At 38.0% G+C, this 16,054-nt stretch carries 14 protein-coding genes; 4 read left to right on the top strand and 10 right to left on the bottom strand.

Annotated elements, in window-relative coordinates:
- From NSS74_RS05985 to hflX, 9 genes are all read right to left on the bottom strand, one after another.
- On the bottom strand, positions 1 to 1,110 hold the full coding sequence (locus NSS74_RS05985) for a glycosyltransferase family 1 protein (protein ID WP_012261455.1): 1,110 nt from the start codon (positions 1,108 to 1,110) through the stop codon (positions 1 to 3).
- The gene (locus NSS74_RS05980) at positions 1,095 to 2,252 is read right to left on the bottom strand and encodes a glycosyltransferase family 4 protein (RefSeq protein WP_012261456.1); all 1,158 of its coding nucleotides are present in this window, start codon (positions 2,250 to 2,252) and stop codon (positions 1,095 to 1,097) included. Before NSS74_RS05980 ends, NSS74_RS05985 begins: the two co-directional genes overlap by 16 nt.
- 29 nt (positions 2,253 to 2,281) lie before the next feature.
- Entirely contained in the window at positions 2,282 to 4,111 is a 1,830-nt protein-coding gene (locus NSS74_RS05975) for a polysaccharide biosynthesis protein (RefSeq protein WP_012261457.1), read from the bottom strand.
- 305 nt (positions 4,112 to 4,416) lie between these two features.
- Entirely contained in the window at positions 4,417 to 5,079 is a 663-nt protein-coding gene (locus tag NSS74_RS05970; protein ID WP_002128609.1) for a CpsD/CapB family tyrosine-protein kinase, read from the bottom strand.
- Complete coding sequence (locus NSS74_RS05965) at positions 5,028 to 5,768, bottom strand: YveK family protein (RefSeq protein WP_340813260.1); 741 nt, start codon at positions 5,766 to 5,768, stop codon at positions 5,028 to 5,030. Before NSS74_RS05965 ends, NSS74_RS05970 begins: the two co-directional genes overlap by 52 nt.
- A 269-nt stretch (positions 5,769 to 6,037) precedes the next feature.
- A complete protein-coding gene (glnA, locus tag NSS74_RS05960) occupies positions 6,038 to 7,372 on the bottom strand; it encodes a type I glutamate--ammonia ligase (protein ID WP_002014472.1) in 1,335 nt (444 codons plus the stop codon).
- Positions 7,373 to 7,420: 48 nt separating this feature from the next.
- On the bottom strand, positions 7,421 to 7,810 hold the full coding sequence (glnR, locus tag NSS74_RS05955; RefSeq protein WP_002014475.1) for a transcriptional repressor GlnR: 390 nt from the start codon (positions 7,808 to 7,810) through the stop codon (positions 7,421 to 7,423).
- A gap of 173 nt (positions 7,811 to 7,983) precedes the next feature.
- Positions 7,984 to 9,255, bottom strand: a complete 1,272-nt coding sequence (locus tag NSS74_RS05950) for a methionine gamma-lyase family protein (protein ID WP_002128611.1) — start codon at positions 9,253 to 9,255, stop codon at positions 7,984 to 7,986.
- Positions 9,248 to 10,519, bottom strand: coding sequence for a GTPase HflX (hflX, locus tag NSS74_RS05945; protein ID WP_340813564.1), 1,272 nt, complete (start codon positions 10,517 to 10,519; stop codon positions 9,248 to 9,250). Before hflX ends, NSS74_RS05950 begins: the two co-directional genes overlap by 8 nt.
- Positions 10,520 to 10,611: 92 nt before the next feature.
- Between hflX and NSS74_RS05940 the strand changes: the two genes are divergently transcribed.
- Complete coding sequence (locus NSS74_RS05940) at positions 10,612 to 11,235, top strand: trimeric intracellular cation channel family protein (protein WP_002014478.1); 624 nt, start codon at positions 10,612 to 10,614, stop codon at positions 11,233 to 11,235.
- Between the two features lie 99 nt (positions 11,236 to 11,334).
- On the top strand, positions 11,335 to 11,472 hold the full coding sequence (locus NSS74_RS05935) for a hypothetical protein (protein WP_002087943.1): 138 nt from the start codon (positions 11,335 to 11,337) through the stop codon (positions 11,470 to 11,472).
- 31 nt (positions 11,473 to 11,503) lie between these two features.
- Here the strand turns inward: NSS74_RS05935 and spoVK are convergent, their stop codons facing one another.
- The gene (spoVK, locus tag NSS74_RS05930) at positions 11,504 to 12,460 is read right to left on the bottom strand and encodes a stage V sporulation protein K (RefSeq protein ID WP_002014481.1); all 957 of its coding nucleotides are present in this window, start codon (positions 12,458 to 12,460) and stop codon (positions 11,504 to 11,506) included.
- Between the two features lie 113 nt (positions 12,461 to 12,573).
- Between spoVK and NSS74_RS05925 the strand changes: the two genes are divergently transcribed.
- Complete coding sequence (locus NSS74_RS05925) at positions 12,574 to 13,536, top strand: tyrosine-type recombinase/integrase (protein ID WP_002128613.1); 963 nt, start codon at positions 12,574 to 12,576, stop codon at positions 13,534 to 13,536.
- A gap of 116 nt (positions 13,537 to 13,652) precedes the next feature.
- Positions 13,653 to 16,037, top strand: a complete 2,385-nt coding sequence (locus NSS74_RS05920; RefSeq protein WP_340813259.1) for a collagen-like repeat preface domain-containing protein — start codon at positions 13,653 to 13,655, stop codon at positions 16,035 to 16,037.
- The last annotated feature ends 17 nt before the right edge of the window (positions 16,038 to 16,054 follow it).

Genomic DNA, 16,054 nt, shown 5'->3' with positions numbered 1-16,054 from the left:
TCACCTCGATACTGCTACATAAAATTTTTGAGTGAATCCAGTAATATTTTTTATATCGTATCCTTTTTCAGCTAACGTAAATTGTGCAATGCCCCTCGATATCTTCCTATCCGCTATACTTTGTAATTTCCCTGTCCACTCTCTTACATCTAACAAAGAGCACTGTTCAACTAAATTCAAACCCAGATCTACATCTTGCGTAATAGTGTCTGATATAATACATGGTAAACCCGCCCCTTGCGCTTCAATAAGGGTAACGGGTAACCCTTCATAAATAGACGGAAAAATAAACATATCAAATGCCTGCAACAAGCGATTGATATCATCTCGTATCCCCAAGAATTTGACTCGACCTTTTATATTCAGTTTTTCTACTTTCTTCTCAATCTCTGATCGAAGAGGACCATCTCCCACTAACAAAAGAATAGATTTCGGTCGAGTTTCTATTAATCGAACAAAAATATCTATTAGAAAAGTATGATTTTTAGGATACGCAAATCTTCCTACATGTCCAATTACAAAAGCATCCTTATGAAGTTTCAGTTCTTTTCTTACTTGTTCTCTAATTTCTGAAGAAAATGCAAACTTATCACATTCAATTCCATTCTTTAAAATTTCAGTTGTACTTACCCTATCAGCAAACAACCATTTTGCCGCTGTAATTGAACATGCTAAAAAATGTGTTGCACATGGCACAATAAATGCTCCTGCATACCATTTATATATCTTCGCTATAGTTCCGCCTTCACTACTTGTACTATGGCTATGTGAAATCCTAACCGGTATTCCCGCCTTCTTAGCAGAACGAAGTACAAATCCACTCATTTTATCCATGTGTGAATGTACAATTCTATATTCTTGATGAGAGGTGAAAAAATTATCCAGTGCTTTTATATATCCTCTATGTCCAACGTTTGTGATATATGGAATTCTATGAATTTCCCCGCCTAACTTTACTATTTCTTCATCAAACACTCCTTCTTTACATGTTAAAAAATCAAATTGAACTTTGGAACGATCTATATTGCGATATAAATTCATAATTAAAGTTTCTGCTCCGCCTCTATTCATATTTACGACTACATGTAATACTCTTAATGGAGTGCCCAATTTAAATCCTCCATTTCACCCATAAATGTTGTATAGATTTCTTGTTTCTCCTTTAACACTTCATTTACTGAATATTGATTTTTAATACTAGTACATCCATACTGCCCCATCTGAGCTAATACTTTAGGATTTATAGAAATACCCTTTATCCTGTCAGCCATTGCTTTTATATCATCGCGATCTACAATCCAACCATTTTTATTATTAATAATCAATTCCCTATGTCCCCGGTTATCAGTAGCTACAACCGGAAGTCCACAAGCCATGGCTTCCATAATATTAACTGGCAAACCTTCCCTGTAACTAGATGCAACTGCAAGATCAGACATCTGTAGTAAGGAAGCTATATCATTTCTGTAACCGAGAAAATGAACCATGTTAGTCACTCCTAGTTGAGTAGCTATTTTTTTACACTCTTCCATTAACGGTCCTTCGCCAGCAAGCAAAAGCTTCGCATGTGGCATTTCATTTTTCAATTGTGCTAATACATGGATTAAAAAGTTTTGATTTTTATTCTTATTAAATTCAGCAGCATAAAACATTAAAAAATCTTGTGATTTATAGCCACATTGTAGCTTTAATTCTCGTTTCTCAATTTCAGTTACAGGAGTAAACCGTTGTACATCTATTCCTACACCGTGAACTAGCTTAATATCTCTCACTGGAAAGCAATGTTTAACTGCTAAATCATAATCTTCTTGGTTAATTGTTATTAGACAATCCGTATGAGAAGCTAGAATTCTTTCAATTGGATAATAAAGCAACCAATTCATATACGGTGATCCTTTACAAAAGTGAAATCCATGTGCTGTATATACGACTTTCGTTCCTTGCTGCCTGGCTTTCTGAGCAGCTAAACGAGCAATTACTCCTCCCATAGGCGTATGACAATGAATGATATGATATTTATTTTGATCAATAATTGATTTTAGTTTTTTATATGCGTGGATGTTTTGTATACTAAGAGGTGACCTTTGAATAGGAATATTATATTTTCGAGTTACGTACGGAAGATGTATATTCCCATTCGCTGCAACATGTACTTCCCATCCTTGTTCTGAAAACCATTTCAAATACGGTAAATGAAAAGCCTTAAAATGATAATCTACAGTCGCACAAAACAGAACTTTTTTAGACACCATCCCACGCACCCGTCTTATATAAATTTTTTCTATTGACCTGATACAGGTATTAACAGTTTTAAAGTTTTACGCTGATTTACTAACTTTAACAATCGTTTTCTTAATTCTACTTCGTTTAAATCTGTATAACTTGAAATAAACTCTTCAATTTCTTCTATACGAACATTCATTTCTTGTCCTACGTAAATCCTCGGATGAATTTGCTTTTCATTCATTTCATCTTCTTTTAGTAATTCTTCAAAAAGTTTCTCCCCTGGGCGTATACCAGTAAATTCTATTCCTATTTCATCCACAGAATTTCCTGATAATCGAATAAGATTTTTGGCAAGGTCGACTATTTTCACTGGTTCTCCCATATCCAATACAAAAATCTCTCCACCTTTAGCTAAAGCACCAGCTTGCACTACGAGTCTTGATGCTTCCGGGATTGTCATAAAATACCGAACCATATCAGGATGAGTAACTGTAACTGGTCCACCATTTTGAATTTGCTTCTTAAATAAAGGTATAACACTCCCTCTACTTCCTAAGACATTCCCAAAGCGTACAGTAACAAACTTTGTATGACTTATTTTATCTTTATGTTGAATTACCATCTCAGCTAATTTCTTTGTTGCTCCCATAACACTCGTCGGGTTCACAGCTTTATCAGAGGAAATCATAACAAACGTTCCTACTCCATGTGCTCTCGCTGCCTCTGATACATTCATAGTTCCAATCAAATTATTTTTAACAGCCTCTTCAGGATTATTCTCCATTAGTGGTACATGTTTATGTGCAGCTGCATGATATACAACATTCGGAAGATGTTTGCTCATAATTAATTGCATCTTCTTTTCATCTTGTATATCTGCGATTTCAGGAATAAACGTGCCTTTCATATCTCCATATTTTCTGTTTAATTCCATTTCTATAGAATAAATACTATTCTCCCCATGCCCTAGTAAAATCAACTTTTTCGGCCTAAATTTTGCAATTTGTCTACAAATTTCCGAACCAATCGAACCTCCTGCACCAGTAACTAAAATAACCTTGTCAGTTATATAATCTGAAATAATATCCACATCAAGTTCTACAGGATCACGCCCTAATAAATCCTCTACTTGAACATCCCTGAATTCGTTCACCGATACTTTACCCGTTACTAAGTCTTCTAACATCGGAAGAATTTGAGTTTTCACTTCTGTTTTTAAACATCTTTTCAAAATAACATTTTGCTCTCTTTTGTTTAATGAGGGGATTGCCAAAATAATTATTTCAATATTCAGTTTTTTAACAGTGTACTCAATTTGATTCATACCACCAATTACTGGAATACCCCAAATATCAAGATTATGTTTTTTTGCATTGTCATCGATAAATGCGACTGGCATTAATTCAGCGGCACTATTCTTCAACAACTGCCTTGCAACCATTGTCCCAGCAGATCCCGCACCAACAATTAACGTTCTTTTTTTATCACCCTTTTTTACATAATAAATATCTCTGTACATTCTCCATATAAAACGTGAACCACCAATTAATAAAATATGAATCATCCAAGTTACAACTAACAGCCGAAAATACATTTTTGGCATGATTAGTTGCTGCACAACTGCTGTAGCAATTATAGAAAATGTAACAACTTTGCATATAATGAGTAATTCTCCTATACTTGCATATTCCCAAGCTTTATTATACAACTTATATATTAAAGCAAATAAATGATGACTGACTAATAAAGTGATAGAGCTAATAATTGATGATAAAGTGATAACACTAAAGCTAGCATTTACAAAGAAATAACTAAAGAAAATAGCACTTAACACAATCATTGAATCCATTAAAAGCAATAACGATATCCTCCGCCGATACGTCATGTAACTTCCTCCTTTAATCAATTCCATACTTAACTCTTTCAAATTTAAAGTTTCTAACTATATTCTCTTTATTAAAAACACATAGTTAGAAACTTTAATAAAATAGGGGCATCTAACCCTCCCTCACATTACACTCTTGATGACTCGCATCTAAGGTTGTTTTCACAACCCACAGCATAATCGAGTGCCTCCGTTGATAGCGGTAAGGAGACATCACCACATCGTATCCCTTTAAAAAATTCTTTATAAAGAACATCCTGATATAAGGATATTAAATTCATTTTTCTAAAGTACATTTATGTTATTTATACTTTTCCATTCAAAATCGCACCTAATATCCTACTTTTCGTAAAACTTAACGCCCTTTTCGTTTCAAGCGCATCTTCATTCACAGTATGATTATAACGGATCACCAATAATACACCTTCACATTTATCAGCCAATACACTCGTATCCGTTACTTCTAGTACAGGAGAAGAATCAAATAATATAATATCGTATCGTTCCAGCGCCTTTTGAATTAACATATCCATTGCATCTGAACTAAGCACTTCAGATGGATTAAATGGTACTGGTCCGCTAGTTAATACATCCAGACTTTCCATCTCTGTTTTTTTCACGGCGCCCTCTAAAGTTGTTTTTCCGTTCAATATATCAATTAATCCAATTGTATTTTCTACTCCAAACATTTCATGAATCGTTGGTGTTCGTAAATTTGCATCTATTACCAATACTTTTTCACCTTTTTGTGCTATTGAGACTGCTAAATTAACTGTAATCGTTGATTTTCCTTCACCATACCTCGGAGAAGTTATAACTATAGTTCTGCTTTTATGAATAGATGAAGATAATTGAAGGTTTGTTCGAAGCGAACGATACTGCTCCGAAATTTTCGATCTTGGAGCGGTATGTACAATTATACTTTCTCCTTTAACTTTATTTGTTTTTCGTCTATTTTTGTAAGCCACTCCGTTCCCTCCCCCAATAATACCGTATTTTTTTTACTGAATTTGTCTTTCACATTTTTTCTATTCATTTTAGATATTCCGCCCAAAACAGGGACATCTAACAATTGTTCAATTCGCCGTTCCGATTTGATTCTCTCATCAAGTGAATTCAATAAAAAAATGAATCCAATACTGAGCACCATACCTATAGCGAATGCAATTAGTATCGTCTTAAGGTGATTTATATTTATAGGCATAGAATGTTTTTGAACTGGGTCTTCTGGTAATATACTCACATTATTAAAATTCAGTATATTCGCTACTTCTTTCTTATAAACAGTGGCTGTAGTATTTGCAATTTTATGAGCAAGCACAGGATCTATATCCACTACATTTATTCTCATAATCTGGGACCCTTGCACACTTTCTGTACTTATTTGTCCACTTAATGCACCTGCAGATCTGTTAATATTCAATTCAGCAGCCACTTTTTCTAATATTACAGGCTCATTTACCATCGCTTTCAATGTATTCATCGTTTCAGCATTAGCTTGAACAATAACTCTTGCTGAAGAGGCATATAATGGTGTTTTTACATATATAGTATACATCGCTCCTGCTACTGTTGTGAGAGTTGTAAATAATAGAATGATCCAAATTCTTTTCCGTATAATAGTAAATAGATTTTTCAAATTTATTTCCTTATCCATAACTTCCCTCCTCATTTAAAACCAATGAGCTTCAACTTGAAATTGACATCGAAAACTTAAGAAAAAAACAATATTTTCATTCTTTTTAATATACAAACATTTCTAGTTAATGCCATTTTAGTTCTTTATACAGAACGAGTCAACACAAATTATTTTCACTAAATTACTTCCTGATGACACTAAAAAAAATGCGACAATATTCGTGTTTTTTCACTGTAGATAAATGACGAAAAAGCCCTAATACCGTAGTATTAGGGCTTTTTTCTCTCTTAGTATAGAGACATATATTGGTCGCGTTCCCATTGGTGAACTTGCGTGCGGAAAATATCCCACTCAATTTCTTTTGCTTCAATGAAGTGCTCAAGTAAATGATCACCTAATGCGCCACATACGATTTCATTAGATTGTAAAGTAACTAACGCTTGCGCTAATGTTGCTGGTAAGTCAACGATACCTGCTTCTTCACGCTCTTCTTTTGTCATTACGTAGATGTTACGGTCTACTGCAGCTGGTGGAGTTAATTTGTTTTTAATTCCATCAAGACCTGCTGCTAATAATGTAGCCATTACTAAATACGGGTTTGCAGCTGGGTCAACACTACGTACTTCTACGCGTGTGCTAATACCACGAGATGCAGGGATACGCACTAATGGACTACGGTTTTGTGCAGACCATGCTACGTAACATGGAGCTTCATATCCAGGTACTAAACGCTTGTAAGAGTTTACAGTTGGGTTTGCTACCGCTGTAAATGCTGGCGCATGTTTTAAAATACCTGCGATGAAGTGACGAGCATCATCACTTAATTGTAAATCACCGTTTTGATCGAAGAATACGTTCTCACCATTTTTAAATAGTGATAAGTTACAGTGCATACCTGAACCGTTCACACCGTATAATGGTTTCGGCATAAATGTTGCGTGTAAACCATGTTTACGAGCAATCGTTCTTACAACAAGCTTGAATGTTTGAATGTCATCACATGAGCGAATTGCATTTGCATATTTAAAGTCAATTTCATGTTGACCTGGCGCAACCTCATGGTGAGATGCTTCAATTTCAAAGCCCATTTCTTCAAGTTCAAGAACGATATCACGACGACAGTTTTCCCCTAGATCCATCGGCGCAAGGTCGAAGTATCCACCGTTATCGTTTAATTCTAATGTTGGATTTCCTTTTTCATCAACTTTAAATAGGAAGAATTCTGGCTCTGGTCCAAGATTGAAATCTGAGAATCCTAATGCTTCCATTTCTTTTAACACACGCTTTAAGTTGTTACGTGGGTCGCCATCAAATGGAGTACCATCAGCATTGTAAATATCACAGATTAAACGAGCTACTTTACCTTTTTCAGCTGTCCAAGGGAAAATTACCCAAGTATCTAAATCCGGATATAAATACATATCAGATTCTTCAATACGTACGAAACCTTCAATAGAAGATCCATCAAACATCATTTTGTTATCAAGAGCTTTTGTTAATTGGCTCACTGGAATTTCTACGTTTTTAATTACCCCTAAAAGGTCCGTAAATTGCAGACGGATATACTTTACATTCTCTTCTTTCGCCAAACGGAAAATATCTTCTTTTGTGTACCTAGCCATTATAAATTCCTCCTTAGTCCCTCTAAACACCTTCAGAATCAGTTATCTTTAGTGAAAAAACCTTGAAATGTCACCTTGTCGCAATGAGGTCCGATTAAATCTACCTGTATGTTGTAGTTCATCTCGAAGAATTTTGCGAAGCTCGGATTTTGAAATTTCTTTCGTTTCTTCTTTTACTTTCACTGCTTCTGTTTGATTTTCTTTCATTTGCAATACTTGTTTAATTCCGGCCATATTTAAGCCTTGATCTAACAAATCTTTAATTTCCAACAATTTATCTACATCGTTAAATGAAAATAATCTACGATTCCCTTTTGTACGGGTTGGAAAAATAAGATTATGCTCTTCATAGTAGCGAATTTGACGTGCAGATAATTGTGTTAAATCCATTACAATACCAATTGGAAACAGCGGAGCAGAACGTCTATCTTCTTTCATTGTTTCAGTTCCTCCTTCGCCTTAACTGTTTCTCATTTTATACCATGTTATGTTTAGTGTCAATAGATGTTAGCTTTTCTTACATGATTTTTTTGTGAATTTTTTCATTTTTTTCTAATGGCACAAATCATTACTTTCACACGAAAAAAGCTGCCGAAATCGACAGCTTTCCTTTAAGAAATTGTTAATAGTTTTTTTTCAATTAACGCATCAATCGCAGAACAAATAGCAATCTTTACATGCGAATAAGTTAACCCACCTTGCACGTAAGCAACATAAGGCGGACGAATCGGACCATCAGCCGACAGCTCAATACTTGCACCTTGAATAAACGTCCCCGCAGCCATAATTACATCATCTTCATAACCCGGCATATAGTTTGCATATGGAGTGAAATGAGAATTAATTGGAGATGCATATTGAATCGCTTGACAGAACGCAATCATACGATCTTTATCATCAAATTGAACAGACTGAATTAAATCTGTTCTTGGTGCATTCCAAGCTGGTGATGTATTCATCCCTAACTTCCCTAAAAATGCAGCTGTAAAAATCGCACCTTTTAGCGCTTGTCCCGCTACATGCGGCGCTAAGAAGAAACCTTGATACATTTCTTGCAAACTGTATAAAGATGCCCCTGCTTCCGCACCGATTCCTGGAGATGTTAGACGATATGCACACGCTTCAACATACTGCTCTTTACCAACAATGTAACCACCAGTTTTAACAATTCCACCGCCAGGATTCTTAATAAGAGAGCCTGCCATTAAGTCCGCACCAACATGACATGGCTCTTCTTCTTCAATAAATTCGCCATAGCAGTTATCTACAAATACAACAACATCAGGTTTAATCTCTTTCACAAACGCAATCATCTCTTTAATTTGTGAAACAGTAAACGACGGACGAGTAGCATATCCTTTTGAACGCTGAATACCAATCATCTTCGTATTACTATGGATCGCAGCTGCAACAGCTTCAAAGTCCACAAATCCCTCTTCAGTTAACGGAACTGCGTTATAACCAATATTATATTCTTTAAATGAGCCTACACCTTTTCCGCGTACACCAACGATTTCTTCTAACGTATCATATGGTTTTCCTGTTATGTATAGCAGTTCATCTCCTGGACGTAAAATACCGAATAGAGCTGTCGAAATTGCGTGAGTACCTGAAATAATTTGCGGACGAACAAGACCCGCTTCTGCCCCAAATACATCAGCATACACTTTTTCTAACGTGTCACGACCAATATCATCATAACCATAACCTGTCGTCGGAATAAAATGCGAATCGCTAATTTTGTGTTTACGAAAACTTTCTAATACACGAAATTGGTTACTCTCAATCACTTCATCCACATGTTTATGTACTTCTATAATTTGACTTTCTACTTCTTTTACGATTGGAGCAATTTTTTCTCCATTTTTCAAACGATCAAACATTATTTTCTCCTTCTTCCACTAAAAATCTCTTTAATTGCCCCTTAAGCGATGAATGAGCAAATATATACCCTGTACAATCATATACAAATTTATCTTCTAGAAACTCCATTTTAGTTAATATTGTTTCTGTCTTTAAAAGCGTTAATAACCTACCTTCACTCGGAGGGATTTCCACTTGATAATCATCCATTTCTTCCTTCATCTTCGTTTCTAGCGCTTCTTTTATACGCAATAAATCACTTTCTTCAAAAGCACTAGTCATTAAGAAATCACTTTTCGGAAATGGAATGAAGTTTTGATGCAATTTATCTTTTTTATTATATAACGTAATAATAGGAATACGATTAATTTCAAGGTCCGACAATAATTGTTTTACTGTCTGCTCATGCCCTACATAATTAGGATCTGCAGAATCAACAACATGTAAAATAACATCCGCTTCCCCAGCTTCTTCTAACGTAGATCGAAAAGCAGCAATTAGTGACGTAGGTAAATCTTGTATAAAACCAACCGTATCAGTCAAAAGCACTGTATAACCAGAAGGTAGCGGCATCTTTCTTGTCGTCGGATCTAGCGTTGCAAACAATAAGTTTTCTTCAAACGTATCAGCTTCCGTTAATCTATTAAACAACGTAGATTTTCCTGCATTTGTATACCCAATTAACGCAACTTGAAACACTTTATTATCTTTTCTTCTCTCACGATATCTCTTTCGATGCTCCACAACAACCGCAAGTTGTCTCTTTATTTCATCAATACGAGATCGAATATGACGACGATCTGTCTCAAGCTTCGTCTCTCCTGGTCCCCTTGTACCAATTCCACCACCAAGACGCGATAAAGCAAGACCTTGTCCCATAAGGCGCGGCATTGTATATTGCCATTGAGCTAATTCTACTTGAAGCTTACCCTCTCTCGATTTCGCACGTTGCGCAAAAATATCTAGTATTAACTGCGTTCGGTCAATCACTCTCGCATCTAATACTGAAGATAAATTCCGAATTTGACTTGGTGTTAACTCATTATTAAAAACAATAACAGCTGGTTCTAATTCTTCCGTCAACGCTGCAAGCTCTTCTAGTTTACCTTTTCCTATATAAGTCGCCGGATGAAACTTCGGGCGCTTTTGCGTCGTTGATACTAACACTTCCGCTCGCGCAGTTTTCGCTAGCGATGCAAGCTCTTTCATGGAATGCATAAATTTTTCATCATCATCTTGTGGCAATTGACAGCCAACTAATATGATTTTTTCTTTTTCTTCCATCAAATATGTTCACTCATCCTTTTCGAAATTTAAACCTTCTAATATAATAGCAGAGGAAGCACATTTCATCTAGTTAGCGGGGGAGAAAATTCATGGCATGGGAGATTTTTAGCATCATAGGCACAATCGCTTTCGCACTAAGCGGAGCCATTGTTGCAATGGAAGAGGATTATGATATTTTCGGGGTATATATTTTAGGAATGGCAACCGCATTTGGGGGAGGTGCCCTTCGTAATTTATTAATCGGTTATCCAATCGTCGCGTTTTGGCAACAAGACATGTTATTCCAAATCGCACTATTATCAATGACGATCATTTTTCTTTTTCCTAATAAATTAATTAAGCATTGGAAAAAGTGGGAAAACATCACAGATGCCATCGGCTTATCAGCGTTCGCCGTACAAGGAGCTCTATACGCCCAAAAATTAAATTTACCAATTAGCGCTACAATTGTAGCTGCTGTTTTAACTGGCATTGGCGGCGGTATTATTCGTGATCTTTTAGCACGTAGAAAACCTCTCGTCCTTCGAGCTGATGTATATGCGTTTTGGACGATTTTAGCCGGTTTTTTGATTGGCGCTAAAGTCATCGTTAGCGATTGGGCTCTATACACCTTATTCATTTTAATTGTTTGCTTCCGCATGGTTTCTATTCATTACAAATGGCATTTACCGCATAGACGCATCGATACAAAGGAGCGCTCAATGCATAAATAGCAATCTAACCTCTTTACATATCGTAAAGAGGTTTTTCTTTTCTAACGAGTTTTTCTTTACATAATGTTTATACTAATTTTTAAAGCGAGGTGAATGCAAATGACAAACCATGTTAATAAAGGAGCTCAAAAAAGCTCAGTAAACCAATTTGGACATGATCCAAATTCAGCGCACGAAAAGAGCGCTAAAATGGAACGTCTTCATAAAACTCACCAAGAAAAAGCAAAAAAAGAGTAAACGAACTTATGCATAAAAACAGACGCACAGTTTACGTACTGTGCGTCTCCTCTTCAAGCATTAAATCCATACTTGATATCCCAATTAAATCATATTTATCATACGTATCCTCTTGTAACAATCGCATAGCTTGTGTACGAATCGATTTTTCAACAATATTCCGTACGTATCGCCCATTACTAAACGATGTAATTTGCGACGAATACTTTACCGCATGTAAATGATCTCGAAATTTCCACTCCGCTTCTTTAGATAACTGATATTCACGCTCCTCATACATTCTCTTTCCAATTTCCAACAGCTGATTTACCGAGTAATCCGCAAATTCAATAATAAATGGAAAACGAGATTGTAACCCTGGATTTAATGAAAGAAAATGATTCATCTCTCTTGAATATCCAGCTAAAATTAATACAAAACCGTGCTGCTTATCTTCCATATGCTTCACAAGTGTATCAATAGCTTCCTTCCCAAAATCCTTCTCTCCCCCCCGCGCTAAAGAATACGCCTCATCAATAAACAAAATACCTCCCATGGCCTTTTTTATTAAATCTCTCGTCTTTTGCGCTGTATGACCGATATACTCCCCCACAAGATCAGCACGTTCTGCTTCAACTAAATGCCCCTTCGATAAAATATTCATCTCAAACAACAATTTCCCTATCATTCTAGCAACGGTTGTCTTCCCAGTACCGGGATTCCCCCTAAATAACATGTGAAGCACTTGCTTCTCAGATTTCAACCCCATCTCTTGCCTTTTTTTATTTACATAAATCCAAGCATAAATTTCTTTTATTATCTTTTTTATTTCATCCATCCCAACAAGCTTTCCCATCTCTTCTTCAATTCTCTGCAACATCTCATGTTTAGTAGTGGTTTCACTTGAAATTACCGTTTTATTTTCTGATGCCGGTAACGAAATTTTCTTTCGATGGTTTAATACAATATTAATTTGATTGTTATTTTTCTTACGCATCGATTGCTCCATACAATCACCTCATTTTATCCACTCACCAAATATTATTATTCCAGTCCCTCTTGCAAATGCCTATTTTCAGAAAAGTTTGCTATAATATAAGAAATAATCAAGGTGGTGGGACTATGGAAACAACGGAATTCCATGATACAATACAAGCCTTTTCTATTTTTTTATTGAATAAAGGCCGAAAGTCTTCAACCATTAAACGTTATGTTTATGACATTGAAGATTTTGGACATTGGTTAGAAAAAAACAAAAAGCTCCCTTCCAGTAATATATGGGCAACACTTTGTACAAAAGACTATGAAGATTACTTTTCAGACTTAAAAAAGAATCGACACTACTCTGAGAAAACAATGCATCGTGTATTTATTGTATTAAATAGAATGCATCATTTTCTTAACATTCCAAATCCATTGAATGATATGGAAATTACTATTCAACCAAACCGTGCATTGCGTAATGAAGATTTCATTTCATCCGATGAAGAAAAAAGATTAAAGCATATAGTCACTTCATTAGAAGGACTTTCAGAAAAACAACGTCCCGTTCGTCCATTATTAATGGATCGTAATATCGCCATTTTAAGTATATTAATCGACTACGGACTATCCTTACAAGAGCTTACAGCATTAACTATGCATCACGTTCATTTTGAAACTAATACACTTTCTATTCCAGCAACCGCAGGAGTAGAAAGAACAATCACATTAGCAATCGAAGACAAAAAACAACTGTACACATATTATAAAAGTATTCCAGAACCAGTTCGTCCTAAATACCATAGTAATGACCCGTTGTTTGTTGCATTCGATTTTAACCGCGGAACATACAGATGGGTATACGAAAACGATGCACCAAAAGCACTAACAGAAATCGCTATCCAAAAAATGATCCGACTTGAAGTAGCAAGAGCCAATTTACGTAAAGGCATTTCTGGACAACATTTCCGGAACACGTTTATTTTACGCCTAATAAAAAAACAAACCCCAGAGCCAGAAATCATAAAATTAGTTGGCTTCAAATCAAAAATTTCACTAAAGCGATATTATCAATATGCTGAAAATAAAAAAAACGCCCTATAATAAGGCGTTTTTTTTATTTTTTCTCGAAAGAATCCATTTCACTATGACCATTTAACTACTCTCTGCATCTACTATGATGAGTTTCGTTCACATTCTTATTAGAAAGGAGAGATTTAATGTCTCGCTTTAACGACAATCAAAATAAATACTCCAATCCATGCTTTCCAACTAGCGCTGGACGAATTCCAACTACCCCAACGATTCCAATTACTAAAGCGCAAATTAGAACATTCCGTGCAATCATTAACGATTTAATAAAAATAATCCCTAAACTTTTCGCCAATCCATCTCCCAAAAACATTGAGAATCTAATAGATACATTGCACCTACTAAGCAAATTCATCTGTTCACTAGACACTACTTCCGCTCTGAAAGCACAAGGATTAGCCATCATTAAAAACTTAATAACTATATTAAAAAATCCAACCTTCGTAGCAAGTGCTGTATTTGTTGAACTTCAAATTTTAATTAATTATTTACTTTACATTACAAAGTTATTCCGAATTGATCCTTGTACACTCCAAGAACTCCTTAAATTAATTGCAGAGTTACAAACTACTCTAGTTAATTCAGCTTCGTTCGGCAGAGGACCTACTGGACCTACTGGACCTAGAGGTAACACGGGCGCTACTGGCGCTACCGGACCTAGAGGTAACACGGGCGCTACTGGCGCTACCGGACCTAGAGGTAACACGGGCGCTACTGGTGCAACCGGACCTAGAGGTAACACGGGCGCTACTGGTGCGACCGGACCTAGAGGTAACACAGGTGCTACTGGTGCGATCGGACCTAGAGGTAACACGGGCGCTACTGGTGCGACCGGACCTAGAGGTAACACGGGCGCTACTGGTGCGACCGGACCTAGAGGTAACACAGGTGCTACTGGTGCGACCGGACCTAGAGGTAACACAGGTGCTACTGGACCTCAAGGTCTTCAAGGTAACACAGGTGCTACTGGTTCCACTGGACCTCAAGGTGCTCAAGGTAACACGGGTGCTACTGGACCTCAAGGCGTTCAAGGTAACACAGGTGCTACCGGTTCCACTGGACCTCAAGGCGTTCAAGGTAACACAGGTGCTACTGGTTCCACTGGACCTCAAGGTCTTCAAGGTAACACAGGTGCTACTGGTTCCACTGGACCTCAAGGTCTTCAAGGTAACACAGGTGCTACCGGTTCCACCGGACCTCAAGGTGCGCAAGGTAACACAGGTGCTACTGGACCTCAAGGCGTTCAAGGTAACACAGGTGCGACTGGTTCCACTGGACCTCAAGGTGTTCAAGGTAACACAGGTGCTACTGGTTCCACTGGACCTCAAGGTGTTCAAGGTAACACAGGTGCTACCGGTTCCACTGGACCTCAAGGTGCGCAAGGTAACACAGGTGCTACTGGACCTCAAGGCGTTCAAGGTAACACGGGTGCTACTGGACCTCAAGGCGTTCAAGGTAACACAGGTGCTACTGGTTCCACTGGACCTCAAGGCGTTCAAGGTAACACAGGTGCGACTGGACCTCAAGGTGCTCAAGGTAACACGGGTGCTACTGGACCTCAAGGCGTTCAAGGTAACACAGGTGCTACCGGTTCCACTGGACCTCAAGGCGTTCAAGGTAACACAGGTGCTACTGGTTCCACTGGACCTCAAGGCGCGCAAGGTAACACAGGTGCGACTGGTTCCACTGGACCTCAAGGCGCGCAAGGTAACACAGGTGCTACTGGACCTCAAGGTAACACAGGTGCTACCGGTTCCACTGGACCTCAAGGCGTTCAAGGTAACACGGGTACTACTGGACCTCAAGGCGTTCAAGGCAACACAGGTGCTACTGGTTCCACTGGACCTCAAGGCGTTCAAGGTAACACAGGTGCGACTGGTTCCACTGGACCTCAAGGCGCGCAAGGTAACACGGGTGCTACTGGACCTCAAGGTAACACAGGTGCTACCGGTTCCACTGGACCTCAAGGCGTTCAAGGTAACACAGGTGCGACTGGTTCCACTGGACCTCAAGGTGCTCAAGGTAACACGGGTGCTACCGGTTCCACTGGACCCCAAGGCGTTCAAGGTAACACGGGTACTACTGGACCTCAAGGCGTTCAAGGCAACACAGGTGCTACTGGTTCCACTGGACCTCAAGGCGTTCAAGGTAACACAGGTGCGACTGGTTCCACTGGACCTCAAGGCGCGCAAGGTAACACGGGTGCTACTGGACCTCAAGGTAACACAGGTGCTACCGGTTCCACTGGACTCAAGGCGTTCAAGGTAACACAGGTGCTACCGGACCTCAAGGTGCTCAAGGTAACACGGGCGCTACCGGACCTCAAGGTGCTCAAGGTAACACGGGTGCTACTGGACCTCAAGGCGTTCAAGGTAACACAGGTGCTACCGGTTCCACTGGACCTCAAGGTGCGCAAGGTAACACGGGTGCTACTGGACCTCAAGGCGTTCAAGGTAACACAGGTGCTACTGGACCTCAAGGCGTTCAAGGTAACACGGGTGCTACTGGTATAGGAGTTACCGGACCTACT

The sequence above is a fragment of the Bacillus sp. FSL E2-8868 genome, assembly GCF_038005505.1.
GTDB lineage: Bacteria > Bacillota > Bacilli > Bacillales > Bacillaceae_G > Bacillus_A > Bacillus_A mycoides.
The sequence above is the reverse complement of the archived record's forward strand: the minus strand, read 5'-3'. Positions and strand labels throughout refer to the sequence as shown.